22 protein-coding genes and 1 pseudogene are annotated in these 24,861 nt (G+C 71.6%); 9 read left to right on the plus strand and 14 right to left on the minus strand.

Translation table 11 applies throughout. The features are described 5' to 3' along the window. Positions 1 to 28 precede the first annotated feature (28 nt). Both Ahu01nite_RS51505 and Ahu01nite_RS36540 read right to left on the minus strand, forming a co-directional pair. Positions 29 to 1,201, minus strand: coding sequence for a glycosyltransferase (locus Ahu01nite_RS51505; RefSeq protein WP_203841302.1), 1,173 nt, complete (start codon positions 1,199 to 1,201; stop codon positions 29 to 31). Positions 1,202 to 1,205: 4 nt separating this feature from the next. Further along, positions 1,206 to 2,357, minus strand: coding sequence for a nucleotide disphospho-sugar-binding domain-containing protein (locus Ahu01nite_RS36540; protein WP_239159433.1), 1,152 nt, complete (start codon positions 2,355 to 2,357; stop codon positions 1,206 to 1,208). A gap of 167 nt (positions 2,358 to 2,524) precedes the next feature. Here Ahu01nite_RS36540 and Ahu01nite_RS36545 point away from each other — a divergent pair, with 167 nt between their 5' ends. The 4 genes from Ahu01nite_RS36545 to Ahu01nite_RS36560 are packed head-to-tail and all read left to right on the plus strand — an operon-like array spanning position 2,525 to position 10,723. Beyond that, a complete protein-coding gene (locus tag Ahu01nite_RS36545) occupies positions 2,525 to 5,692 on the plus strand; it encodes a non-ribosomal peptide synthetase (protein ID WP_203841304.1) in 3,168 nt (1,055 codons plus the stop codon). Beyond that, positions 5,692 to 8,673: an AMP-binding protein gene (locus Ahu01nite_RS36550; protein ID WP_203841305.1), complete on the plus strand. Its 2,982-nt coding sequence runs from the start codon at positions 5,692 to 5,694 to the stop codon at positions 8,671 to 8,673. Before Ahu01nite_RS36545 ends, Ahu01nite_RS36550 begins: the two co-directional genes overlap by 1 nt. A 20-nt stretch (positions 8,674 to 8,693) precedes the next feature. Continuing rightward, a complete protein-coding gene (locus Ahu01nite_RS36555; protein ID WP_203841306.1) occupies positions 8,694 to 9,872 on the plus strand; it encodes an NAD(P)/FAD-dependent oxidoreductase in 1,179 nt (392 codons plus the stop codon). Then, positions 9,872 to 10,723 (plus strand): alpha/beta fold hydrolase, encoded by an 852-nt coding sequence (locus Ahu01nite_RS36560; RefSeq protein ID WP_203841307.1) that lies wholly within the window; start codon positions 9,872 to 9,874, stop codon positions 10,721 to 10,723. The genes Ahu01nite_RS36555 and Ahu01nite_RS36560 overlap by 1 nt, the downstream gene beginning before the upstream one ends. A 67-nt stretch (positions 10,724 to 10,790) precedes the next feature. Here Ahu01nite_RS36560 and Ahu01nite_RS36565 read toward each other — a convergent pair whose 3' ends face one another. From Ahu01nite_RS36565 to Ahu01nite_RS36610, 10 genes are all read right to left on the minus strand, one after another. Then, positions 10,791 to 11,111 carry an antibiotic biosynthesis monooxygenase family protein gene (locus Ahu01nite_RS36565; protein WP_203841308.1) on the minus strand — a complete coding sequence of 107 codons (321 nt, stop codon included), beginning with the start codon at positions 11,109 to 11,111 and terminating at the stop codon, positions 10,791 to 10,793. Beyond that, positions 11,108 to 11,419 (minus strand): antibiotic biosynthesis monooxygenase family protein, encoded by a 312-nt coding sequence (locus Ahu01nite_RS36570; protein WP_203841309.1) that lies wholly within the window; start codon positions 11,417 to 11,419, stop codon positions 11,108 to 11,110. The genes Ahu01nite_RS36565 and Ahu01nite_RS36570 overlap by 4 nt, the downstream gene beginning before the upstream one ends. Beyond that, a complete protein-coding gene (locus Ahu01nite_RS36575; protein WP_203841310.1) occupies positions 11,419 to 12,150 on the minus strand; it encodes an SDR family NAD(P)-dependent oxidoreductase in 732 nt (243 codons plus the stop codon). Before Ahu01nite_RS36575 ends, Ahu01nite_RS36570 begins: the two co-directional genes overlap by 1 nt. Positions 12,151 to 12,175: 25 nt before the next feature. Next, on the minus strand, positions 12,176 to 12,643 hold the full coding sequence (locus tag Ahu01nite_RS36580; RefSeq protein ID WP_203841311.1) for an anthrone oxygenase family protein: 468 nt from the start codon (positions 12,641 to 12,643) through the stop codon (positions 12,176 to 12,178). After that, positions 12,640 to 13,128, minus strand: a complete 489-nt coding sequence (locus Ahu01nite_RS36585) for an SRPBCC family protein (protein WP_203841312.1) — start codon at positions 13,126 to 13,128, stop codon at positions 12,640 to 12,642. Before Ahu01nite_RS36585 ends, Ahu01nite_RS36580 begins: the two co-directional genes overlap by 4 nt. Further along, positions 13,128 to 13,385: a phosphopantetheine-binding protein gene (locus tag Ahu01nite_RS36590; RefSeq protein WP_203841313.1), complete on the minus strand. Its 258-nt coding sequence runs from the start codon at positions 13,383 to 13,385 to the stop codon at positions 13,128 to 13,130. The genes Ahu01nite_RS36585 and Ahu01nite_RS36590 overlap by 1 nt, the downstream gene beginning before the upstream one ends. A 98-nt stretch (positions 13,386 to 13,483) precedes the next feature. Continuing rightward, entirely contained in the window at positions 13,484 to 14,683 is a 1,200-nt protein-coding gene (locus Ahu01nite_RS36595) for a ketosynthase chain-length factor (protein WP_203841314.1), read from the minus strand. Further along, positions 14,680 to 15,939 (minus strand): beta-ketoacyl-[acyl-carrier-protein] synthase family protein, encoded by a 1,260-nt coding sequence (locus tag Ahu01nite_RS36600; RefSeq protein WP_203841315.1) that lies wholly within the window; start codon positions 15,937 to 15,939, stop codon positions 14,680 to 14,682. Before Ahu01nite_RS36600 ends, Ahu01nite_RS36595 begins: the two co-directional genes overlap by 4 nt. After that, complete coding sequence (locus tag Ahu01nite_RS36605) at positions 15,936 to 16,355, minus strand: cupin domain-containing protein (RefSeq protein ID WP_203841316.1); 420 nt, start codon at positions 16,353 to 16,355, stop codon at positions 15,936 to 15,938. Before Ahu01nite_RS36605 ends, Ahu01nite_RS36600 begins: the two co-directional genes overlap by 4 nt. Positions 16,356 to 16,381: 26 nt before the next feature. After that, positions 16,382 to 16,702, minus strand: a complete 321-nt coding sequence (locus Ahu01nite_RS36610; protein ID WP_203841317.1) for a TcmI family type II polyketide cyclase — start codon at positions 16,700 to 16,702, stop codon at positions 16,382 to 16,384. Between the two features lie 120 nt (positions 16,703 to 16,822). Between Ahu01nite_RS36610 and Ahu01nite_RS36615 the strand changes: the two genes are divergently transcribed. After that, positions 16,823 to 17,671: an NAD-dependent epimerase/dehydratase family protein gene (locus tag Ahu01nite_RS36615; protein ID WP_203841318.1), complete on the plus strand. Its 849-nt coding sequence runs from the start codon at positions 16,823 to 16,825 to the stop codon at positions 17,669 to 17,671. Between the two features lie 185 nt (positions 17,672 to 17,856). On the opposite strand, the gene rfbH is transcribed toward Ahu01nite_RS36615, so the two are convergent. Further along, positions 17,857 to 19,161: a lipopolysaccharide biosynthesis protein RfbH gene (rfbH, locus tag Ahu01nite_RS36620; RefSeq protein WP_203841319.1), complete on the minus strand. Its 1,305-nt coding sequence runs from the start codon at positions 19,159 to 19,161 to the stop codon at positions 17,857 to 17,859. 181 nt (positions 19,162 to 19,342) lie between these two features. Between rfbH and Ahu01nite_RS36625 the strand changes: the two genes are divergently transcribed. The 4 genes and pseudogenes from Ahu01nite_RS36625 to Ahu01nite_RS36640 all read left to right on the plus strand — a co-directional run. Then, positions 19,343 to 20,410: a glucose-1-phosphate thymidylyltransferase gene (locus Ahu01nite_RS36625; RefSeq protein ID WP_203841320.1), complete on the plus strand. Its 1,068-nt coding sequence runs from the start codon at positions 19,343 to 19,345 to the stop codon at positions 20,408 to 20,410. After that, positions 20,407 to 21,390: a dTDP-glucose 4,6-dehydratase gene (gene rfbB, locus Ahu01nite_RS36630; protein WP_203841321.1), complete on the plus strand. Its 984-nt coding sequence runs from the start codon at positions 20,407 to 20,409 to the stop codon at positions 21,388 to 21,390. Before Ahu01nite_RS36625 ends, rfbB begins: the two co-directional genes overlap by 4 nt. A gap of 118 nt (positions 21,391 to 21,508) precedes the next feature. After that, entirely contained in the window at positions 21,509 to 22,585 is a 1,077-nt protein-coding gene (locus tag Ahu01nite_RS36635) for a lysylphosphatidylglycerol synthase transmembrane domain-containing protein (protein ID WP_203841322.1), read from the plus strand. A 42-nt stretch (positions 22,586 to 22,627) separates the two neighbouring features. Further along, positions 22,628 to 24,100, plus strand: a pseudogene (locus Ahu01nite_RS36640) (IMP dehydrogenase); the annotation flags it as partial. A gap of 52 nt (positions 24,101 to 24,152) precedes the next feature. Here Ahu01nite_RS36640 and Ahu01nite_RS36645 read toward each other — a convergent pair. Continuing rightward, positions 24,153 to 24,515 carry a TauD/TfdA dioxygenase family protein gene (locus Ahu01nite_RS36645; RefSeq protein ID WP_203841323.1) on the minus strand — a complete coding sequence of 121 codons (363 nt, stop codon included), beginning with the start codon at positions 24,513 to 24,515 and terminating at the stop codon, positions 24,153 to 24,155. Positions 24,516 to 24,861: the final 346 nt, after the last annotated feature.

The following is a 24,861-nucleotide window of genomic DNA, read 5'->3' on the forward strand; positions in this document are numbered from 1 at the left end:
GGCAGCGGTTCAGGGGGAACGGAGCAGGTCAGACCAGCGCTGCGATGTCGTCGATCAGGACGTCGACCGGGGGCTGGGCGTGGATGTGGCGTTGGAGGCGGCGGGCCGCGGTGCGGTAGCCCGGGTTGGTGAGTACGTCGGTGAGGCCGGCGGCCAGCGTAGGTGCGTCGGCGTCGCGGAGGGCGACCGTGCGGGAGATGCCGAGCGCCTCCGCCTGGGTCGCGTTGTGACGGTGGTCGCCGAGGGCGGGGACCGAGAGCATCGGGACGCCCAGGCGCATCGCTTCCTTCATGCTGTTGAGACCGCCGTGGGTGATGAAGACGTCGCAGGCCTCGAGGATCAGGGCCTGCTCGACGAATGTGACCAGGTGGACGTTCGGCGGGATCGGGACGTCGCGGTTGAGCCGGCCGGTTGAGCCGACCGCGAGCACCGCCGTGCAGTCGACGTCGCCGAGAGCCGCGATCGTCGCGTCGACGAGGGTGTCCGAGCCGGGCAGGTTGTAGACGACCGTGCCGAAGCCGGCGAAGGCGAACGGGCGGCTCAGGTCCAGGTCTGCCAGGGCGGCGTCGAGGCGGCCGTCGCGTTGTTCGGCGTTGGGGTGGCGGTAGCAGCGGGTGTTCGGCAGGATCATCTCGGCCGCGCTGTACTGCGGGGGCAGGAAGTTCGCGTGCAGGTGGCCGTAGAGGCGTTCGCCGCGCGGGTCGCCGGGCAGGCCGAGTTCGTGGCGGCCGGCGTCGAGGATCGGGCCGAGCACCTCCGGGCGTACGTCGTCCAGGCCGCCGAACGACGCGATCGACACGTGCGGGATGCCCAGGGCCTCCGCCGCGAGGTAGCCGCCCAGTTCGTCGAGCTCCCGGACGACGACGTCGGGCTTGAAGCCGGTGGCCAGCAGGTCACGAGCCGTGCCGCGCGCCACGTGCCCGGCGAACGCCTCCGTCAGCGGGCGGCCCAGCGCGGTGAACGCCTCGGCGGCTTCGATCAGCCCGAAGCATGCGTACCCGGGCGGGATCATGTCGTAGACCTCGTAGCGCCAGTCGTACCCGGCGGTCAGCGGGGTGAGGCCGTAACCCGCGATCTCGCCGGCCAGGACGGCCGGCGCGGCCACCGCGACCTCGTGGCCCTGCCGCAGTGCCGCGTGCGCGATCGGGACCAGTGGGCGCAGGTGGCCGCTGGCCGGGTGGGTGGTGAAGAGGATGCGCATGGTCTCAGACACTCATTTCGGCGAGGTGGGCGACCACATCGGACGCGGGCGGCTGGGCGGCCATCTCGGCACCCAGCGCGCGGGCGGCCGTGCGATAGCCGGGCGTGTGCAGCACGTCGAGCAGCTCACGGCGTACGCCATCCACGTCCGCGCTGTTCGCGAAGATCCACCGGCCGGCGCCGGCCGCGGCGAGCCGGCGTGAGTTGAAGACGTGATCGGTGAAAAGTGGCAGTGTCACCTGCGGGATCCCGGCGGCGAGGGCGGTCATCATCGCTCCCCCGCCGCCCTGGTGCACGAGCAGGTCGCAGTGCGGCAGGACGAGGTGCAGCGCGGTGGCGGGCACGTGGCGGACCTGGGACGCACCCGGGCCGAGGTCGCCGCGGTCGCGGTCCGCGCCGATGGCGAGGATCTCGACGCCGGTGCCGGCCAGGGCTCGGGTGACCACGGGCAACGGGCTGACGTGGCGGTCGGTGAAGTACGCGACGGCCGTACTGCCCAGCACGCACACGCGTGGCCGCCCGGCGAGCCCGATCAGCCATCGCGGCACCTCGGCCGCGCCGTTGTAGGGGGCGAACCGTACCGGCAGGCGCCGTACCGGGGCGGGTACCTGCATCCCCGGCGGGCACGGGTCGACGGTGACCGCGCCCACCGAGTCAACGCCGGGCAGGCCGAGGCGTTCGCAGAGTGGCTCCAGGGCGGCGGCCTCGAACTCCCGGGTGCGGATCGTGTAGTCGGCTCCCCAGATATGGCGTACGGGCAGCGCCCCCGTGTCCGCCGCGGCGATCGGCCCGGCGAAGCTGGTCGGGTCGTGCACCACGACATCGGGCCGGTACGCGCGGGCGTACGCCACCGTGTCGTCGAGCATCGCCGCGGCGATCTTGCGATAGGTGGCCAGGTTCCCCGTCCCCCACGCCCGCATCTCCGACCACTCGAGCGGGCTGTCCCGGGCGGCCAGGGACGCGAAGAAGCGCCCGGCGAGCGGCCGGATGTCGAGCCCCGCACCGACTGCGGCGGCGGGCAGCCCGGCCGCGGTGATCGTCGGGCTCAGTTCCGGCGGGGCGGCGACGACAACCTCGTGGCCCTCCGCTCGCGCCGCCCAGGCGAGCTGGGCCAGGGGGAAGAAATGGGTCGGCCAGGCCCAGGTCACGAACATCATCCGCACGGCGGCTCCATCCTCGCGTCATGGTCGCCGGCCAGGGTGGCGTGCCGTGCTCGGGTGCGGGTCGAGCCGCCGGTGGTCGAGCAGGGCTCGATCGCCGGGCGGCACGCTGCGCCCGGACCCGGAATCGCCTCCGGGCTCGCGCAACGATGGTCGGAGGACATGTGGGCACAGACATCACACCGCTTGTGGAGATCATGTCGGCGGTGCTGTCCCGCCCGGTCGAGGACGTGGTCCGGCGGGCAGCGACGGCGTCATTCACCGAACTCGGTGGCAGTTCTCTCGATGCGATGAAAGCCGCCGTACGCTGCGAGACCGAGCTCGGCCGCCCGGTCGACATTCTCGGCCTGCTGGGCTTCGATCCGCTGGCCGACACGCTGGCAACCGTGCCGGAGCCGACGGATCAGCAGGCCGCGCCGCAGCTGGACCCCGATCCACGGTGGAAACTCGAACCCGTCCCGGAGCAGCAGGGCTTCCTGCACGCCGAGGCGCTGATGGGCAACGGATCCCAGAACCAGGTCTTCGGGCTGGAGCTCACCGGCCCGCTGCACGTGCAGACCCTCACCGAGGCCGTGCATCTGCTCATCGCCCGGCACGAGTCGCTGCGGACGGCGTTCCGGCAGGAGGGTGACGGCTGGAGCCGGCGGGTGCTGCCCGAGTGGCTGCCCGGCGTGATCCGTCAGCACGCGCCGACGCCGGCCGACGCCAGCCCCGCGGAGGTGGTGAACGGGGCGCTGGACCGCGGGAGCCGGCACTTCACCGCCGCGCTGGGCCGGCCACCGATGATGTTCCTGCTGACCCGGTTCGCGCCGAACCACCACCTGCTGACGTTCGTGTTCCACCACGCGCTGGCCGACGGCTGGTCGATCGGGCTGCTGACCCGCGAGCTGCTCGACGTCTACGGCGAGCTGGCCGGGGGGCCCTCGGTGCCGTCCGCCCCGGCGGCGACACCGGAGCTGCTGGCGATCCGCCGGGCGGAGGGCCTGGCATCGGGCCGGCTGGCCAAGCTCGCCACCCGGCGCGTGGAGCAGTTGCGGGGTTACCCGACGGTGGTGGAACTGCCGAGCGACGCGGTGCGCCCCGACCACTTCGACTTCCGCGGCGATCGGCTGCGGTTCGGGCTGGGCGCGGCGGCCAAGGAGGGCGCGGAGGCACTGGCTCGGATCGCGGGGGTGTCGCGTACGGCGGTGCTGCTCGCGGCCTGGCAGCTGGTCATCGCGCGGCGGACCGGGCAGTCCCGGTTCCTGATCGGTACGGCGACGAGCAGGCGTACCGATGCCCGGCTGATGAACCTGATCGCACCGTGCGCGGCTCTCGTGCCGATCCGCTGCGACGTGCGCGACGACCGGCCCGTCCGCGAATACCTGCAGGCCACCGCGCAGTCGCTGGTGGAGTCGGTGGAGTTCGCCGACGTGCCGATCGGCGAGCTGGCCAGGTCGCTGGACGCGGTGGTCGACGGGCGCCGGATGCCGCTGGCGCAGATCGGGTTCTCGGCGCACGACCAGATCCTGCCCGCCGACATGACCGCGGGTGAGCTGACCGCGACGGTGCACGAGTCGTACGCCGGCTGGGCCGCCTCCGACGCGTCGCTGTTCGTCCAGCACTGGGGCGACATGCCGAAGCTGGTCCTGGAGTACGCGACGTCGGCGCTGACCACGCAGGACGCGCTGGGCCTGGCCACCGCGTACGAGGCGACCCTCGCGGACCTGGCCATGAACCCCGATTCCCGGCTGGGAACCGTGCGCGGCATGTCCCGCGAGCAGCGGGCGATCCTCGAGGCGGTCCGCAACGGGCCGGACGTCGAGCGCCCCGACGACCTGTGGCAGCTCATCTCGCGTACGGCGCAGATGTACCCGGATCACGTCGCCGTACGGGAGGACGACGGCAGGTCCATCACCTATCGCGACCTGATGACCGCGGCGGCCCACCAGGCGGTGGCGCTGGCCGGGCACGGGGTCGGCGAGGGTGACGTGGTGGCGGTGGCGGTGCCCCGGTCCATCGCGGAGACCGTCGCGCTGATGGGCATTCTTCGGCTCGGGGCGGCGTACGTGGGACTGGATGTCGCCAACCCACCCGCCCGGCTGACCCACATGCTCGCGGTGAGCAGACCGGTGGTGCTCCTGGCCACCCCCGACCGCCGGGAGCGGCTCGCGGACCTGGTGCTCGGCTGCCCGGTGCTGGAACCCGTCGACGGCCTCGCGGTCGCCGGGACCGAACCGGTGGACGTGCAACCACCGGCGGGCAACGATCCGGGCCGGGTCGCGTATCTCGTCTTCACCTCGGGGTCGACGGGTCTGCCGAAGGCCGTGCGGATCGCGCATCGCGGGGTGGCCCGGCTCTCGGACCGCTCGGTACACTTCCCGATCCGCCCGGGTGACCGGATGCTGCGGGTCGCGCCGTTGTCGTTCGACGCCTCGGTGTGGGAGATCTTCCCGGCGCTGGTGAACGGCGCGTCGATCGAGGCGTTCCCCGACGCGCTGCCCGAGCCGGGTCGGCTGGCGGACTTCCTGCAGAACCACGGGATCACCACGGCGCTGCTGATCACCGCGCTGTTCCGGGCGGTCGCCGGCTACCGGCCGGAGGCGTTCGCGACGATGCGCATCCTGCTGGTCGGCGGGGACGTGGTGCCGGCCGAGCCGGTCCGTGACATCCTCACCCGCTTCCCGGGCCTGGTGCTGGCGAACGCGTACGGGCCGACCGAGGGCACAGTCATCGCCACGCAGTACGCGATGACCGACCCGGCGGAGGTCGAGGAGCAGCTCCCGATCGGCGGCCCGATCGACGGGACCGGGATCGTGCTGCTCGACGCGGCCGGCGGTCTCGTGCCGCCCGGTGGCGTCGGCGAGATCTGCTGCCTCGGCCCCGGCGTCGCCATCGACTACCTCGACGACCCGGTGCGGACCAAGGCGGCGTTCGGGAATCTCGACGTCGACGGCACCGGCACCGGACCGCGGCTCTACCACTCGGGTGACCTTGCCCGCTGGGACACCCACGGCCGGTTGCGGTTCCTCGGCCGCCGCGACGGCCAGGTGAAGGTGCGCGGGTTCCGCATCGAGCTCGGGGAGATCCGCGAGCGGATCGCGGCGCACCCGGCGATCGTCGATGTCGTCGTGGGCACGACCGACGGCGACGACGCGTCCCGCCGGGTGCTGGCCGGCGTGGTGCTGGCCGAACCGCTCGCCGACGCCGCCGCGGAGCTCAAGCGGTTCTGCGCGGAGACGCTGGCACCGTACGCGGTCCCGGCCCGCTGGGCGTTCGTCGACGCGTTCCCGCTCACCCCGAACAGCAAGGTCGACATGCGTGAACTGCAACGACTGGCGGAGGTGCAGTGATGACCTACAACGAACGCCGCATCGACGACTGGGTGCGGCACTGGGCAGGGCTCACCCCGCAGGCGGAAGCTGTGCGGGACGGCTCGGAGTCGCTGACGTACGCCGAGTTGGTGGCCTCCGCCGAGCGGATCGCCGCCGGCCTGCACGAGCGGGGGGTACGCCCGGACGACATCGTCCTCGTCGACCTGCCCCGCGGCGCCGAGCTGATCGAGGTCATCCTGGCCGTCCTGAGGTGCGGCGCTGTCTACAGCATCGTGGACGCCGACTGGCCCGACGCGCGCTACGCGGACATCGCGGCGCTGACGGGTGCCCGCCTCTGTGTCGGCGACCCGGCCCGCCCCTCGCAGGTGACGCGGATCCCGGTGAAGGCATTGCAAGGCTCACCCCCCGTCCCGTTCGCCGGTAAAGGCAATGCTTGCTGCGTCTTCTTCACGTCGGGCAGCACCGGCGTGCCCAAGGGGGTACTCACCGGGCACCGGGCGATCCTGCGGGTGGCGTTCGACCCCCTCCTGGACGTCGGCGCGGGTCACGGCATGCTGCAGGCCGCGCCGAGCCCGTGGGACGCGTTCGCGATGGAGGTGTGGGCACCGCTGACCCGCGGCGGCGTCACGGTGATCCACCGGGGACGGTATACGGGCCCGGACGATGTGCGCGAGGCGGTGGCGCGGGGTGCGGACACGATGTTCCTGACGTCCACGCTGTTCAGCGCGATCGTCGACGCCGACGTGCAGGCGTTCGCCGGGGCACGCACCGTCATCACCGGGGGCGAGCGGGTCTCCCCCGCGCATCTGCGCCGGTGCCGTGACGAGGTGGCCGGGGTCGCTGTGCACAACGCGTACGGTCCGGTGGAATCGGCGATCTTCACCACCTCGTTCCCCCTCGCCGGTTTTGACGAGGACGGTGACGTGCCGATCGGCCGTCCGGTGCTGGCCACGGCCGTGCACGTCCTCGACGACGAGCTGCGACCGGTCCCGGCCGGGGTTCGCGGCGAGATCGCGATCTCCGGCGACGGCCTGGCCCTGGAATACCTGGGCGATCCGGAGGCCACGCGCGCGAAGTTCCCCACCGTGGATCTCGGCGGCCCCACCCGCGTCTACCTGACCGGCGACCTGGGTTCACTCGGCACCGACGGCCTGCTGCGCATCGCGGGGCGACGCGACCGTCAATTCAAGATCCGTGGGGTACGCGTGGAGCCCGCCGAAGTCGAAGCGGCACTCCAACGGCTGCCCGGGGTCGGGGCCGCCGCGGTGCTCCCCCTGCCCTACGGCACCGGTCTGACCTCCGTGCAACGGATGGTGGCCTGCGTCGTCTCCACCCTGGACGGCGCGGCCGTGCGCACCGCGGTCGCCGAGCTCCTCCCCGCCGGTTACGTCCCCGACCTGGTCGTGTGCCTGTCCCGCCTCCCGGTCACCGCGAACGGCAAGGCCGACCTGCCGGAACTCGCCCGCATCGCCTCCGCGGCAACGACCCCGGTAGCGCAGGTGGAGGAATCGGAGGAGACCGGCGAGGTGCTCGACATCGTGCGCGAGCTGCTCGACGTGCCGGTCGGCTGGGACACGAACATCTTCGACGCCGGCGCGTCGTCGATCACCGCGATCCGGGTCGCGCACCGCCTCGGTGCGCTCGCGGGGGTCAAGGTCGACCCGGCGCGGATCTTCCACCACCCGACGCCCCGGGACATGGCCACGCTGGTCACGGCCGGTCCGGGGCCACGCCGGACGACCCGGTCGGAGTCGCGGTGGCAGGCCGGTCTGCCAGTACCGCAGTGGCGGTTCTGGTACCTCGAGGTGCGCAGCCCCGGCAACGGCGACGGGCTGACCCCGATGCAGCACCGCATCGACGGGCCGCTCGACGCTGACCTGCTCGCCGCGGCGCTGCGTACGGTCATCGGCCGGCACTCGGCTCTGCGGACCCGGCTCCTGCGCGAGGGCGACCGCGGGATCCGCCCGGTCATCACCGCCCCCGCGGACGTGCCGGACGTACTCGCCGTGCAGGACTGCGCGCCGGACGACGCACAGAGCCGCGCGCAGGACTTCCTGGAGCGCCCGTTCCGGCTCGACGTGGACCTCCCGATCCGGGGTCTGTTACTACGAACCGGCCCGGAGACGCATCTGCTGACGTTCTCGGTGCATCACACCGCGTTCGACGGCTGGTCCGGCGCGATCTTCTGCCGGGAACTCTCCGACGCGTACGCCGGCCGCCTCGCCGCTCGCACCCCGATCGACTACCAGGCAGCGTGGCTGGCCCAGGACCTGAGCGAGTCACCGGCCGACCGCGACCGCCTGCGGGCGTGGACCCGGGAGCTCGACGGCGTCCCCGACCTGCCCCTGGGCAAGGTCCCGGACACCGCGACCGGGGAGGTCGGCGAGGTCTGGGTGCCCGTGCCGGACGGCTTGCGCGAGGCCGCCGAGCAGGCGGCGACGGCGGCCGGCGGGTCGGTGCAGGCCGCGCTGCTGGCCGCGTGGGTGCGCGCGTTGCGCCGGTTCACCGGGGCGGACGACTTCGCGATCGGGATCCCCGTCGCAGGCCGGACCACCGCGGCCGCCGAGGACGTCATCGGCTGTTTCACGTCCGGGGTCGCGGCCCGGTTCACGGCTGTTCCCGGTGCCGGCCCGGCGACGGATCTGCGCCGGGCGGCCGAGCAGCTCGCCACCGCGTTGCGCTTCCAGTACATGCCGATCGAGCGGCTGCTCCGGGAGAGCGAACCGCGTACCCGTGACCGCAATCCCTTCTGCCAGGCCGGTTTCGTGGTGCAGAACTACGAGGCGCCGGACCTGGTCATCGATGGTGCCCGCTGCGAGTCGGCGGTCCCCCGTCATCACCATTCCGCGTTCGAACTGACCCTGGAGCTGTGGCTCGACCGGGGACTGGGTGCCCGGATCTGGTTCCGCACCGACGTGCTCGACGACGCGCGGGGCCGCCGGCTCGGCGCGCTGTGGCTGGAGGAACTCGCCGAGGTGGCCGTACCCGTCGCCGTCTGATCTTCTCGAGGAGGCATCTCATGTACGACGCGATTGTGGTCGGCGCCCGCTGTGCGGGTGCGCCGACCGCCATGTTGCTGGCCCGGCAGGGATACCGGGTGCTGTTGCTGGAACGGGCCGCGGTCGCCACCGACACGGTCTCCACCCACTACCTGCATCAGCCGGGAGTGCAGCGGCTACGGGAGTGGGGCGTGCTCGACGCGGTCGTCGCGTCCGGGGCGCCGGCGATGCGCCGCACGGTCTACGAGGTGGCCGGGATCCGGCTCACCGGGCAGGCCGCCGTGCCGTCCGGTGACAACGCCGCCTACGGTCCGCGCCGGCAGGTTCTGGACGGCATTCTCACGGAAGCCGCGGCGCAGGCCGGGGTGACCGTACGGATGGGTGCGACCGTGACCGGCCTGCTCGACGACGACGGCTGGGTGAGCGGGGTCCGCTACACCGCGGGCGGCCGGGAGCACGTCGAACGGTGTGCGCTGGTCATCGGCGCGGACGGGATGCGCTCCACGGTGGCCCGGCTCGCCGGCGCCCGCTCCTACGCCGAACGCCCCTCCCTGACCTGCATCTACTACACCTACTGGCAGGACCTGCCCGCCGACTTCGAGCTTTACGAGGCCCCGAACCGCTGGGTCGGGACGGTGCGCACGAACGACGACCTGACCCTGGTCGCCGCGTACTTCCCGCACCACGAGTTCGACGCGGTCCGCAAGGACGCGCAACGGTCGTACCTGAAGAACATCGCCGGCACCGCACCCGATCTCGCCGGGCGACTGGCCGGGGCGACCCAGGTGGAACGGCTGCGCGCCAAGGGCGACCAGCTCAACTTCCTGCGGCAGGCGGGCGGGCCGGGCTGGGCTCTCGTCGGCGACGCCGGGCATCACAAGGACTCGATCACGGCACGCGGGATCACCGACGCGTTCGCGCAGGCGGCGCTGCTGGCGGAGCACCTGCGGGGGGTGCTGCCGGACCGGTCACGGACGGCGGCGGCGCTCCGGGCGTACGGAGAGGAACGTGATGTGCTGCTCGATCCCGGATATCAGGCGACGCTGCTCACGGCGAAGCTGACGGTGCAGAATGACCGGCTCGCGCTGCTGCGGGCCATCGAGGGGGACCAGGACCTCACCGACCGCTACTTCGCCGTGGTGGCCGGGGCCCTGCCCGCCGAGGACCTGATCGGCCCGGAACTGCTGGCGAGGCTCTGATGGCCGTCGCCGATCTCGGGACCGTTCAGATCCGGTACGACCTGCACGGGCGACCGGACGGGCCACGCGTCGCCCTGTTCTGCGGGCGGGCGATGAGCCGGCGCTTCTGGCACGTGACGCTGGTGCCCCGGCTCGTCGACGCCGGATACCGGGTGCTGACCCTGGACAACCGGGGCAGCGGCGACACCGTGGCGCCGCCGGGTCCGTACACCGTGGAGCAGCTCGCCGACGATGCCGGTGCGCTGCTCGACCGGCTCGGCTGGCAGTCGGTGGCGGTGTGCGGGTTGTCGCTGGGCGGGATGATCGCCGAGCGGGTGGCCGCGACCCGGCCGGGTGTACGGGCCGCCGTGCTGCTGGCCAGTTCCGGCACGCCGACGACGTTCCAGCGCGCGGTGCTGGCCGCGCATCAGGAGGAGTCGGCGCACGGGCCGTACGGGCCTGACGTGTCGGCGCTGGTGGAGTTGATGACGACCGTGCCGGCGTACGCCCTGCTGGCCGACGAGCCGATGGCGGCGACCATGCTGGCCCACCTGCGGCTGCGCACCGGCGACGGCCGCGGCCCGGTCGACCAGGGCGCGGCGGCGGCCGGCTGGGCCGGGTCGGACCAGCAGCGGGCAGCATGGGCGGCGATCACCGCACCGGCCCTGCTGGTGGCGTTCGAGCACGACATCCTGTTCCCGCCGCACGCGGTCCGGGCCGCCGCGGAGGAGATCAGCGGTGCCCGCTACGCCGAGGTGCCGGGGGTGGCGCACGGCGATGCGCTGGTCCGCGCCGCGGGTGCGATCGGCGACCTGACCACCGGATTCCTGCGGGAAGCCTTCCCGGTGCCGGCACGGTGGCAAGCGGCCTGACCTTCACGCACAAGCAGAAGCGCCGCGGATCCTTCCGGACCCGCGGCGCTTCTGTGTGAGCCTGGCGTCAGCCGACGGCGGTGTAGTCACCCGCCACCCGGTACACACCGAACGCGTCTCGCCAGCCCGCGTCCTGGTAGGGCCGCAACGGCGCGGTGACCTGCCGGTGGTCGGCGCCGCGTTCCCACTCGAAGAACGCCTCCTCGCTCTCCCATTCGGACAGCACGACGAAGGAATCGGGCTTGTCGACGCCGCTGAGCAGCTCGTTGCGCAGCAGGCCGGGCGTGCCCAGCAGCGCCTCGCTGATCTGGTGGTAGACCCGGGCGACCGCGTCGGGTGAGTCCGCCGGGGCGGTCGCGTAGAGCAGGACGCGTACCCGGGTGGTCACGAGGCCGCCGCACCCGGCAGGTCCGCGAGCACCGTCGCCGTCGCCATGCTGCCCCGCAACCGGAACGGGTGCAGGGTGCGGCGGTGGACGAGGTGTTCGGGGCTCTGCTCGTAGTCACGGAACGACTTCTCGTCGGTCCAGTCGCTGATGATGTGATAGATGCCGGGCTCGTCCTCGCCGCGGCACAGCCACTGGCCCAGGTTGGCGCGCTGACCGGTGATCACACCGGCGCCCTCGTGCCACGCCCTCTCGAAGCCGTCGCCGGCGCCGGGGTGCACCTCCATGCGCAGCAGTACGCGGAACGTCATCAGATTCCTCCGTCCACATTGATGGTCTCGCCGGTGATGTATCCGGACAGGTCGCTGGCGAGGAACAGCACCGCGCCGGCGATCTCGTCGGTGCGGCCGAGGCGGCGCAGCGCCGTCATCGACTCGTACTTCGCGAGGATCTCGGGCGTGAGCTCGGCCTCGGTGGCGATGACACCGGGCGCGACGACGTTGATCCGGATCCCCCGCGGGCCGAGCTCCTTGCACAGCGAGCGGGTGAGCCCCGCGAGCCCGGCCTTGGCGGCGGTGTAGTGCGCCCGCAGCGGGATGCCGACGGTGGCGACCCGCGACCCGACGTTGATCACGGACGCGGAGTCGCCGAACAGCGCCAGTGACTTCTGGATGACCAGGTACGCCGCGGTGAGGTTGGTGTCGAGGACCCGCGCCCACTCCCCGGCCTCGAGCTTGTCGAACGGGACGTGGCTGATCACCCCGGCGTTGTTGACGACGATGTCCAGGCCACCGAGGCGGACCTGGCATTCCTCGATCAGCCGGTCGATGTCGGCCGGGACGCTGACATCGGCACGGACCAGGTGGTGCTCGCCGGGGAGTTCCTTGAGTTCGCGGGCGAGTGATTCGACGTGCTCGCCCTCGCTGCGGTAACACGTGACGACGTCCGCGCCGGCCGCCGCCAGGGCCAGCACGATGCCGCGGCCGATGCCGCGCGTGCCACCGGTGACCAGCGCTTTCTTTCCTGCCAGGGAGATACTCATGGGTGACTGCCTTTCGTCGTACGGGTCAGGAGGCAAGTGCGGCGACGGCCGCGAGGATGTTGACTGCGAACGCCGACAGCGCGGCGACCGTGCGGGTGAGGTTCCAGCGCTGCCACCGGCGGCGCGGGTCGACCGTGGCCCAGTCGGCCGGTTCGTCGTCCGGGTCGAGCCGGCTGACGAACTTGTTGACCGGCACGTTGCGCGTGATGGAGATGGCCATGACGGTGCCGAGCAGCACCGCGGCGGTCAGGTACCAGTCACGGGCCGCGGGCGGCCCGGTGATCGCGAGGGTCACGTCCAGCAGCAGGCTGAGCCCGTTCAGGATCGGCATCGCCGGGTCGTAGCGCGGCCACATGAACTGGACCATCCGCACGTACTGCGGGTAGCTCGAGACCACCATGAGCGGGACCACGCCGATCACCGTCGCGAGCATGATGCCCGCGGCGACGCCGTTGGTCAGCGCGGGCAGTGCGGCCAGGGCCGGCACCCTCATGCCGGGCTCCGCACGGGACGCCCGAGCCGGGCGGTGGCGGAACGGGCGCTCTCGATGATCCGCTTGATCCGGGCCATCTCGTGCACGGTGTTCGCGTTGATCCGCTCGGTCATCGTCGCGTCGTCGACGGGCGCGGTGGGCTTCATCGCGAAGTCCTGCACCCACCGCATCCGCACGCCGCCGTCGACCTGCTCGTAACTCCAGCGAATGTTCATGTATTCGAACGGGCCCGGCTCGACGCGGCGCGCGCTGACCGTCCACGTGCTGCGGTCCGGGGTGCGCTCGGACACCCAGCTCCAGGTCTTGCCGTTCTCGTCGGGGTGCTTGGTGAGCCGGAACAGCACGGTGTCGCCGTCGGTGCGCAGGATCTCGGCGTCGGCGTACTCCCCGAACAGCCGCGGCCAGGACGTGACGTCGTTGGTCATGTGCCAGATGCGGGTGAGCGACGCGTCGATGACGATGCTGTTGTCGGTGTGCCCGGGCATCAGGCCACCGCCACGAGCGTGCGGTTGACCCAGGTCAGGATGTCGCCGGGGGTGTCGAGCGTGTCGAGGACCTCGTCGGGCGTGACGACGCCGTATCGGTGCCGCAGCGCGGCCGCCAGCTCCAGCTTGGCGAGCGAGTCGACGCCGATGTCGACCAGGGGGATGTCGCGGATGTCGCGGTCCAGGTCGACGGAGTCGTCGTCGCCGATCGTCTCGCGGATGAGGTCGGTCAGCTCGCCGATGGTGTGCGTGGACATGGTCGGTTCCCTTCGGAGCGGGGTGGTCCGGACGCCGGGGCGGCCGTCCGGAGCGGGGTGGTCCGGACGCCGGGGCGGCCGTCCGGAGCCGGGGTTCTTCAACCGGCGGGGGCGGTCAGGACGACGGCGGCGTTGAAGCCGCCGGCGCCGCGGGCGATGACGAGCGCGCACTGGACGGAGCCGAAGCGCGGCAGGTCGCGGACGAGGTCGATGGGGCAGTCGGGGCTGACGTCGGTGACGCCGGCCGTGGGCGGGATGAGGTCGTGATGGATGGCCAGGGCGGCCGTGGCCACGTCGAGCGACGCACCCCCGGCGTAGAGCCGTCCGGTGAGGGTCTTGGGGACGGTGACCGGCACCTCGCCCGCGCCGAACACCGCGGCGATGGCCTCCGCCTCGGCGCGGTCCGCGTCGCGGGTTCCGGCGCCGTCGGCGAACACGACGTCGATGTCGGCGGGGCCGAGCCCGGCGTCGCGCAGGGCACCGCGGATGGCCGCGGTCAGCGCCGGCGGCCGCGGCGAGCCCGGCGGCGGGTCGAAGCTGGCGGCGTACCCGGCCAGATCGGCATAGCGGCGGGCGCCACGACCGCGGGCGTGCCCTGCGTCCTCCAGAACGATCATGGCGCCACCCTCACCGGGAACGTATCCGGCGGCCCGCCGGTCGAACGGCAGGTAGGCGGTGCCCGGGTCGGTCCCCTCGCTGATCGCGCCGTTCCCGGCCTGACACAGCAGGGCGTACGGCGACAGCGGCGCCTCGGTCCCACCGGAGATCACCACGGGGGTGTCGTCGCGCAGGACCCGGCGGGCCTGGCCGAGCGCGTCGAGCCCGGCGGCCTGTTCGGAGACGAGCACGCCGCACGGCCCCTTGGCCTGGTGCCGGATGGAGACCTGCCCGGTGGTGGCCGCGTAGAACCAGGCGATCGACTGGTACGCCCCGACGTGGTCCGGCCCCTGCGCCCACAGTTTCTGGATCTCCCGCTGGCCGAACTCGTTGCCGCCCGAGGACGCGGCGGTGACCACCCCGAGATCGAACGGACCGAGCTCGGCCGGGTCCAGGCCCGCGTCGGCGAGGGCGAGGGCACTGCCGCGCAACGCCAGCTGCGTCCATCGGTCGGTCTGCACGGCGATACGGCCCGGTACGCCGGCAGCCCGCTCGCCGCTGACGACGCCGCCGACGCGGACGGCGTGGCCCTCGGGCAGCCGGCTCAGCCCGGAACGCCCGGTGAGGGTCGCGGGCCAGTAGACGTCCGCGCCGACGCCGTTGGGCGCGACGATGCCGAGGCCGGTGATCGTGGCGGTCATCGGGTCACCCCCGGACGGGTTAGCAGGACGGCGCTCTGGAACCCGCCGAAGCCGCTCCCGACGCTCAGCACGGCGTCGAGTCGCTGGTCACGGGCGGTGTGCGGCACATAGTCGAGGTCGCACTGCGGATCGGCGACGTCGAGGTTCGCGGTGGGTGGCACCACCTGGTGCTCCAGGGCGAGGGCGCAGGCGGCGAGCTCGATCGCCCCGATGGCGCCCAGGGAATGACCGACCATGGACTTGATGGAACTCATGGGTACGCGGTATGCGTGCGCGCCCAGGCTCCGCTTGACGGCAGCCGTCTCGTGGCGGTCGTTCTGCCTCGTCCCGGAGCCGTGCGCATTGACATAATCGACATCCTCGGCGGCCAGCCCGGCGCGACGTAGTGCCACGTCGATGGCCTCGGACATCTCCCGTCCGTCGGGGCGCAGACCGGTCATGTGGAACGCGTTGCCGCGCCCGGCGTACCCCCCGAACTCCGCGTAGACGTGGGCGCCGCGGCGCTCGGCGGCACCGGCCTCCTCCAGGACGAAGAACGCCGAGCCCTCGCCGAGGACGAACCCGTCACGGCGGTCGTCGAACGGCCGGGACGCGTGTTCCGGGTCGTCGTTGTTGGCCGAGGTGGCCTTGATGGCGTCGAAACAGGCGACGCTGATCGGCGAGATGGGTGCCTCCGCGGCGCCCCCGACCACGACGTCGGCGCTGCCCTCCGCGATCAGCCGCGCCGCGTGCGCGACCGCGTCGAGCCCGGACGTGCAGCCGGTGGAGATGACCGCGGCGGGACCCTCAGCGCCGGTCAGCCACGCGACCTCACGGGCGAGGCTGCTGGGGACCAGGTAGTCGTAGAGGAACGGCGCCGCCCGGGCCGGGTCGACGAGCCAGTCCCGGCCGTCCGCGCTGACCAGCCGGTAGTTGTCCTCGAGACGGGTGGTGCAGCCCACGGCACTGCCGACGACGCTGGCGATCCGCGCGGGGTCGAGCGCGGTGGTGTCGAGACCGCTGTCGGCGAGGGCCTCCGCGGCGGCGGCCACGGCGAACTGGGCGACGCGGTCGAGCCGTCCGGCGTCGGCGATCCCGGCCTCGGCGGGGTCGAAGTCGCACTCGGCGGCGATCCGGGAGCGGAAACCGGTGGCGTCGAAGAGGCTGATCGCGCGGGTCGCCGTACGCCCATCGGTGATCATCTTCCAGAACGCCTTGGTGCCGATCCCGCCGGGTGCGACGACGCCGATGCCGGTCAGGACCACCCGGCGGTTCACCGTCCACCCCCGACCGGCGTGTGCGGCAGGCCCGGGTTCGGCAGCTCCTCGGTGTCGACGTGGCCCAGCTTCGGGTCGGGGGCCAGCGGAGCGCAGTGGAACACCAGGTGCGCCGGGCCGTCACCGGTGTTCTCGACGCGGTGGCGCTGCCCGATCGGCACGAGAACCCCCTCGTCGGCGGCGAGCTCGACCGGCTCGCCCTCGATGCGGACGGTCACCGTGCCGCTGACGACATAGAGAAATTCCTCGGAGTACGGGTGCAGGTGCTCGGCGACGAACTCGGCGGGCTCGAGGCGTACCGTCCCGAGAAAGCCGGAGGTCGCACCGGCCGTGGCCGGGCCGAGCAGCACCCGCAGGTCGCCGCCGCGCCGGCGGTTCGGGGTGACGTCGTGGGCACGGACAGCTTTGCTGGTCATGACGGTTCCCAGGGAGGTCGGGGCGCTCACGGGCGCCACTCGTAGAACGGGGTGGCCATCGCGTCGCGGGGCCCGCGCCAGGACGGGTGGTACGGGCTGACGAACTCGGCGAGGCCGCGGTCGATGTGCTGGAACAGCTCGCCGCGGCGCACCTCGTCCACCTTGGCCGGGACGTCGTTGTCGGCCTCGACGAGATGGAAGTACAGGTCGTGGAAGCTGTAGAGGGTCCGCCGGGTCACGCCCACCAGATGCGGAAGCTCACCCGCGTCGGACTCGGCGAAGAGCTCGGCGACCCGGTCCTGGTGGCGTGGATCCAGCCGGGCGACGATCAGGCTGCGGTGCGCCATTGGTTCCTCCTTTACCGGTGCTGACGCCGATCGTGCTGACCGGCGGTAGAGACGCGCTGGAACGGCGATCGCGGCGCCCTCCGCGGCTCACATTCGAGCCGGGGCCGTGATCCTGCGCGGATGAGAGCTCTGGTGGTGGGTGGTTCCGGTTTCCTGGGGCGGCACGTGGCCGCCGCGTTGCGCGCGGCCGGCTGGCAGGTCGTACCGGTGTCCCGCAGCGGCGAGGTTCCACTCGATCTGGCCGCCTGTCCGACCGCGGACCTGCGGGCGTTGCTGCGGTCCGCGCGCCCGGACGCGATCGTCAACTGCGCGGGGCTGCTGTGGAGCGCCGTCCTGGATCCGGCCGCTCTGACCGCGATCAATGCGAAGGTGCCGGCGCGGCTCGCTGCCATTGCCGGCGGGCGGCGCCTGGTCCAGCTCGGATCGATCTACGAGTACGGCGACCAGCGCATCCTTGACGAATCCACGCAGGAACAACCAGCGACGCCGTACGGGATCTCGAAGCTCGCCGGCACCCGCGCGGTGCTGGACGGCGGCGGCACCGTCCTGCGGCTGGGAACCGCGATCGGCGCGGGCCTACCGGCGCGCAGTTTCCTCGGCGGCCTCGCCCGACGCCTCCGGAACGCGCCACCCGGCGAGTTCACCGTGCCGGTCGCACCGGGCGAACGGGACTTCCTGCACGCCGGCGACGTAGCGGCCGCCGTGCTCGCCGCCCTGGGAGCACCGGGCACCGGGCTCTACAACGTCGCTTCCGGAGAACCGGTCGCCCCCCGCCGCCTGGTGGAATCATTGGTACGGGTCAGCGCTGCGCCCGTACACCTCAGAACCATCCCGGCCGCAACCACCGCACGCGGCGGAACCGACCGGCAACTGGTCCGCATCGAGGCCGCGGCAACGGGCCTCGGCTGGCACCCCCGCCGCAACCTCAACGACGCCGTCGCCGACGTCTGGCGCGCGGCCCAGGTGTGATGTTCCGAGACGTTGATCCCAACCCCCTCGACCAACGTCTCGAAACATCACACCTATTCGTCTGCAGTAGGTGGCAAGGCTCGAGCCACGAAATTGCGCACAAACCCGCAAGGCCGCAAGGCCGCATCTGGCCTTGCGGTCTTATCGCCGAGCCCACCCGACTGGAAACGAATCGAAGACGCGCGCTAACGACCGGCCACGAACTCGCGGATGCTGGCCGCGACATAGTCCATCATTTCCACGGTCAGCCCCGGGTAGACGCCGAGCCAGAGCGTGCGTTCGGCGATGATGTCGCTGTTGGTGAGGTCGCCGGACACCCGGAACTCCTGGTCCAGGTAGGCGGGGTGGCGGGTGAGGTTCCCGGCGAACAGCAGGCGGGTGCCGATGTGCCGCGTGTGCAGGAAGTTGACGAGCTCCTGGCGGGTGAACGGTGCGTCGTCGGTGATCGTGAGGACGAAACCGAACCAGCTCGGTTCGCTGCCCGGGGTCGCCCGCGGCAGCAACAGTCCGGGTACGCCCTGGAGCTGCTCGTGCAGGCGGTCCCAGTTGCGCCGGCGGGCGGCGCCGAACTCGTCCAGGCGTACGAGCTGGGAGAGGCCGAGGGCCGCCTGCAGGTCACCGGATTTCAGGTTGTAGCCGACGTGCGAGAACGTGTACTTGTGGTCGTAGCCGGCCGGCAGCGTGCCGAGCTGGTAACCGAAGCGCTTGTGGCAGGTGTCGTCCTCGCCCGGCTCGCACCAGCAGTCGCGGCCCCAGTCCCGCATCGACTCGACGATGCGGGCCAGCACGAGGTTGTCGGTCAGCACGCAGCCGCCCTCACCGGTCGTGATGTGGTGGGCGGGATAGAAGCTGACGGTGGTCAGATCGCCGAACGTACCCGTCGGCTTGCCCTGGTAGGTCGCGCCCAGCGCGTCGCAGTTGTCCTCGATGAGGAATAGTCCGTGCTTGTCGGCGAGCTCGGCGATCTCCGCGACCGGGAACGGGTTCCCGAGCGCGTGCGCGATCATGATCGCCCGGGTGCGCGGCCCGATCGCCGCGGCGACCCGGTCGGCGGTGGTGTTGTACGTCCCGAGCTCCACGTCGACGAAGACCGGCACCAGCCCGTTCTGGATGATCGGGTTGACGGTGGTCGGGAACCCGGCCGCCACCGTGATCACCTCGTCGCCGCGCCGCAGCCGCCGGTCGCCCAGCACCGGTGACGTCAGCGCCGACAACGCCAGCAGGTTCGCCGACGAGCCGGAGTTGGTCATGTGGGCCTTGCGCAGCCCCGCCGCGCGGGCCAGCTTGCGTTCGAACGTCCGCGAGGTCACCCCGGCGGCGATCCGCATGTCGAGGGCCGCCTCCACGAGGGCGACCCGATCGGACTCGTCGAGCACGGCACCCGAAGGCCACACGGGCGTGACGCCGGGGACGAACTCGGTGCGCGGCGCCACCTCCTGGTGATACTTCGCCACCTGCTCGAGGATGAGTGCCTTCGCGCTTTGCGTCATGGAAACTCCCGGCGGCTCGAATACTGGTCGCGCAGACGCTAGGGACAGCGCATCGAGCTGCGCTCAAGCCGTGGTCGCCCCGGCTTCCTCCAGCCGTGCTCGACCCGGCGTCGTCGCTCGGCGCGTACCAAGGTGTCCTGGTCGCGCCGCGATCACCTCTCCCCTACCGAAGAGGGTTGCCATGAAAGCGTTGGTCCTGGCCGGCGGCACCGGATCCCGGCTGCGCCCGTTCAGTCACTCGATGCCCAAGCAGCTGATCCCGATCGCCAACAAACCGGTGCTGGCCCACTGCCTGGAGTCGCTGGCCGCCGTCGGCGTCCACGACGTGGGCGTCATCGTGGGCGACCGCGGCGACGAGATCCAGGCCAGCGCCGGCGACGGCTCGGCGTACGGGCTGCGCCTCACCTACCTGCGCCAGGACCGCCCCCGCGGGCTCGCCCACTGTGTGCGGATCGCCCGGCCGTTCCTCGGCAACGACGACTTCGTCATGTACCTGGGCGACAACATGCTGGTCGGCGGCATCGGCTCCCTCGCCGAGGAATTCCACCGCACCCGCCCGGCCGCGCAGGTGACCGTCACGAAGGTCACCGACCCCCGCGAGTACGGTGTGGCCGAGGTCGACGCCGACGGCCGGGTCACCGCCCTCGTCGAGAAACCCCAGCACCCCCGCAGCGATCTCGCGGTCATCGGGGTCTACTTCTTCACCCCGGAGATCCATTCAGCCGTACGCCGGATCGCGCCGAGTCCTCGCGGCGAGCTGGAGATCACCGACGCGATCGCCCTGCTGGTCGCCGAGGGACGCCCGGTCAACGCCGGCCGCTTCGAGGGCTACTGGAAGGACACCGGCCGCATCGAGGACGTGCTCGACTGCAACCGTGAGCTGCTCAGCGCCATCACCACCCGCGTCGACGGCACGGTCGACGCCGCCAGCGAGCTCATCGGTGAGGTCATCATCGAGCCCGGCGCCCGCGTCACCCGCTCCCGCATCGTCGGCCCGGTGATGATCGCCGCCGGTTCGGTGATCGACGACAGCCGGCTCGGCCCCTACACGACGGTCGGCCGCAACTGCCAGCTCCGCGGCGCCGGTGTCGAGCAGTCCATCGTCCTGGACTCCGTCGCGGTCACCCAGGTCCGCGGCATCTACGGCTCTGTCCTGGGCCGCGGCGCCCGCGTCCGCAACGCCCCCGCCGACGGCCTCCGCCGCCGCCTGGTCCTCGGCGACGACACGGAAGTGGAGATCGCGGCATGAAACTGCTCGTCACCGGTGGCGCCGGCTTCATCGGTTCCCACTTCGTGCGTACGGTCCTGGCCGGCGGCTACCCCGCCCTGACCGGAGCCGACCTCACCGTCCTCGACAAACTCACCTACGCCGGCAACCCCGAGAACCTCCCCGCCGGCGCGAACCTCGTGGTCGGCGACATCACCGACCCGGCCCTGCTGCGCCGAGTGGTCCCCGGCCACGACGCCGTGGTCCACTTCGCCGCCGAATCCCACGTGGACCGCTCCCTCACCGACCCTGCGGCCTTCGTCACCACCAACGTCCTCGGCACCCAGCTCCTCCTGGACGCCTGCGTAGCCGCCGGAGTCTCCCGCGTCGTCCACGTCTCCACCGACGAGGTGTACGGCTCCATCAACGAAGGCGCGTGGACGGAAACCTGGCCCCTGCTCCCCAACTCCCCCTACGCCGCGTCGAAGGCGGCCAGCGACCTGATCGCCCGCGCCTACTGGCGAACCCACGGCCTCCCGGTCTCCATCACCCGCTGCAGCAACAACTACGGCCCCTACCAGCACCCCGAAAAACTCATCCCCCACTTCATCACCCGCCTCCTCAACGGCCTCCCCGTCCCCCTCTACGGCGACGGCCGCAACATCCGCGAATGGATCCACGTCGACGACCACTGCCGAGCCGTGGCCCTGGTCCTCACCGACGGCCGCCCCGGCGAGATCTACAACGTCGGCGGCGGCACCGAACTCACCAACCGCCAGATCACCGACGCCCTCCTGGACCTCTGCCAGGCCGACCCCACCCTGATCACGTACGTCGAGGACCGCAAGGGCCACGACCTGCGCTACGCCCTCAACGGCCGCAAACTCCAGGACGAACTCGGCTTCACCTGCCGGGTCCCCTTCGCGGAGGGCCTGGCCGCGACGGTCCGCTGGTACACCGACAACGAACCCTGGTGGCGCCCCACCCTCCCCGTCCTCGCTCCGGCCCTCGCCTGGCCGTAGGGCCCACCCGGTGGCGATTATGCGGAACGTCGCATAATCACCACCGGGCCTCTGCTTACGAAATCTTTAACCATCACCGGTGATGCTGTCCGCGAAGACGCCGACGGGGAGGATTCACATGGTGAACGGGCAGCTGCTGACGCCGGGACGCGACGAGGAACCGTCCCTCGCACCGCCCCGGCCTCCGCGCTCCCCGTGGGGTGGGCGCAAACTCTGGATCTCGCTGGCGATGCTGGCCGTCGCGACCGGCGCAGCCCTGATCAGCCTGCGCGGGCACCTACCGAGCGCCGCCGAGACGTGGAGCGCCCTGCGCGGAGCCGATCCCCTCTGGCTGATCGTCGCGGTGGCCCTGCACAGCACCTCACTGGTCGCGTTCGCAGAACAGGAACGACGACTGCTCAGCGCATTCGGGGTGACCATGCCGCTCCGCCGCGCCATCGCCATCACCGTCACCCGCTCAGCAATGACCATGGCCCTGCCCGGCGGCTCAGCGGTCGCCGCGGCCTACGGCTTCCGCCAGTTCCGGGAACGCGGGGCGAACGCCGCCGTCGCGGGAGCCGTGACCGCCCTGTGCGGCGTGACATCGGTGGCAGGCCTGGCCCTCCTCTACGCCGGCGAAGCCCTCATCCACGCCGGCCCGGCCTTCGCAGCCGCCGCAGCGGTCGCGGCCACAGCGCTGCTCATCCTGGCCGGCCGCCTGAAGGGAACCCGGCCGACCACACCGGCGAACTCCAGCCCCGTGGTGTCCATCACCGGTGCCTGCTCACCGCCTCCAGCTGCCGGCTCCGACGAGCCCACCACTACGGCCGGCAAACTTCGGCGCCTGATTCGGCAAACCGCCACCCTGGCCGCAGCCGTACCCCCACGCCGCTGGCTCACCGTCCTGACCCTGGCAATCCTCAACTGGCTCGGCGACCTGCTGTGCCTCCTGGTCTGTCTGCGAGCAGTAGGCCTGCACCTGCCCTTCCCCGCAATCGCCGCAGCCTTCCTCGGCGCCCAACTGGCCCGCCAGATCCCGTTCACGGCGGGCGGCATCGGAGTAATCGAAGCCGGCCTGGTCGTAACCCTCACCACCCTGGGCGGCCCACCCCCAGCCGCAACCGCCGCAGTCCTGACCTACCGAGCCCTCACCTGCTGGCTGATACTCCCCCTCGGCGCGACTTCCTGGGCTGCCCTACGCGCCCGCTCCATCTGAGAGGAGTTCGGTTTGCGGATCGTCGACTAGGTCTCCCGTACGCTCAGCGAGTATCTGCTGCTCCCGAACCTCACCACCGCGGGATGCACACCGGACCAGATCGATCTGGGGGTACCGCTCGTCCGGCACCCGGTCGGCGAACCCTCACCCATCACCGTGGCAACACCGCTGACCAGCGCGATCATGGGGGCCGTCTCCTCACCGCGGCTCGCCATCGCGCTCGCGCAGTGCGGTGGCCTGAGCTTCATCCACCAGAACAACACCGTCGAGGAACAGGCCGCGATGGTGACGGCGGTCAAACGGCACAAGGCAGGCTTCCGCTTCTCCGACATCAACATCAAACCTTCCGCCACCCTCGGGGAGGTGACGATCCTCCTCGAGTCGGCGGAGCGAGACGTTGCCGTGGTCACTGATGACGGGTCACCCCACGGCACGTTCATCGGCCTGATCTCTACCGACGACTTCCACCCGCGCCGGCACAACCTCGACGACGACGTCGCGTCGCGCATGCGGCCCGCCGCGGACCTGGTCACCGCTCCCCCGACGGTCTCCCTCTCCGAGGCGAACACGCTGATCTGGGACAACCGGCTCGATGTGCTCCCCATCGTCGACGGGACGGGCGCCCTCCAGTCCATCGTCCTGCGCCGCGACTACGAGTTGCACAAGCAGTTCCGCAACGAGTCGATCGACGCCGAGAAGCGGTTCCGCGTGGGGGCCGGGGTCAACACCCGCGACTACCGCGAACGCATTCCGGCGCTGGTGGAGGCGGGCGCCGACCTGCTCTGTATCGACTCCTCCGACGGCTTCTCCGTCTGGCAGTCGGAGACGATCGCCTACGTGCGGGAACGCTACGGCGACCGGGTCCGCATCGGCGCGGGCAACGTCGTCGACGGGCGGGGCTTCCGCTACCTGGCCGACGCCGGAGCCGACTTCGTCAAGGTGGGGATCGGCGGCGGTTCCATCTGCATCACCCGGGACCAGAAAGGCATCGGCCGGGGCCAGGCGTCCGCGCTCATCGACGTCGTCGAGGCCCGCGACGCCTATGCCCGGGAGACCGGAATCTATGTGCCGCTGTGCTGCGACGGCGGCCTGATCACCGACTCACACATGGCCGTGGCATTCGCACTGGGAGCCGACTTCGTCATGCTCGGCCGATACTTCGCCCGCTGCGCGGAGAGCCCGGCACCGATCGTCCGGGTCGGCGGCCAACTGTTCAAGGAATACTGGGGCGAAGGATCAAACCGCGCCCGCAACGTCACCCGTTACGACCACGGCGGCGGCACGAAGCTGACCTTCGAGGAAGGCGTCGACGGCTACGTCCCCTACGCCGGCTCCCTCTACGACAACGTGGACACCACCATCGTGAAACTCAAGTCAACGTTGATCAGCTGCGGCGCGACCACCATCGCGGACTTCCACCGCGACGCGGTCCTCGTACCGGTGTCCCAGCAGAGCTTCCTGCAGAACACCGCCGAAATCCAGCTCCGCGACCTTCAGAGCGATACAGCCCGCTGACTACGGCGAAGGGCCGCGGGAAGCGACGTCCTGTCGCTTCCCGCGGAATCCTTCACGACTTCGGGCTGTCGAACGACTCCCCCTGAACGGGCTGCGAGACGAACCCGTCTGCCCCGACCGGAGCGTCTCCGACGATGGTCACCCTGTGCAGGACCCGTGGTTGCCGGAGATGATCGTTGTCCAGAGCCGTCAGATGAGCGGTCGCCCGGTTGTCCCAGAAGGCGATAATGCCGGGCCGCCACCGGAGCCGCACGGTGTACTCCGCACGGGTGATCTGCTCGAAGAACAGGTCTAGGAGCTGCCGGCTCTCCGGCGGAGTGAGGCCGAGAGTGGGTAACGCCTTCTTCTCCTGGGTCCGGCAACAGCTCAGCTGACGACGATGGGAGCTACCACCGGCACCGGGGTGGTAGCTCACGTCCCGGATCGGAACGTCACCTACTCCCGCCAGAAATCACGGGAGCCGACCCCTGCGCCCGGATCGGGGACAGGATGAGGATCACCACGCCCGCGACCAGCCCGGTGGCGCCGATGGAGCGAATCGGCGGCCTACGGCTTCCGGCAGTTCCGCGGACGCGGACGAACCCGGCGGTCGCGGCGGCTGCGGCTGCCCTGCGCGGCGTGACGTGACGTGACGTGACGTGAGTGACAGGCCTGGCCCTACCCACCCGCCGCACTCGGCCGTCGCCGACAACCCGGACCGTCGCCGGTCACCGACGACAGCTGAGAGCCGGGTCCACCGGTTCCGACAGGCCCGCCACCCT

This window comes from Winogradskya humida, from assembly GCF_016862215.1.
GTDB classification, from domain to species: Bacteria; Actinomycetota; Actinomycetes; order Mycobacteriales; family Micromonosporaceae; genus Actinoplanes; species Actinoplanes humidus.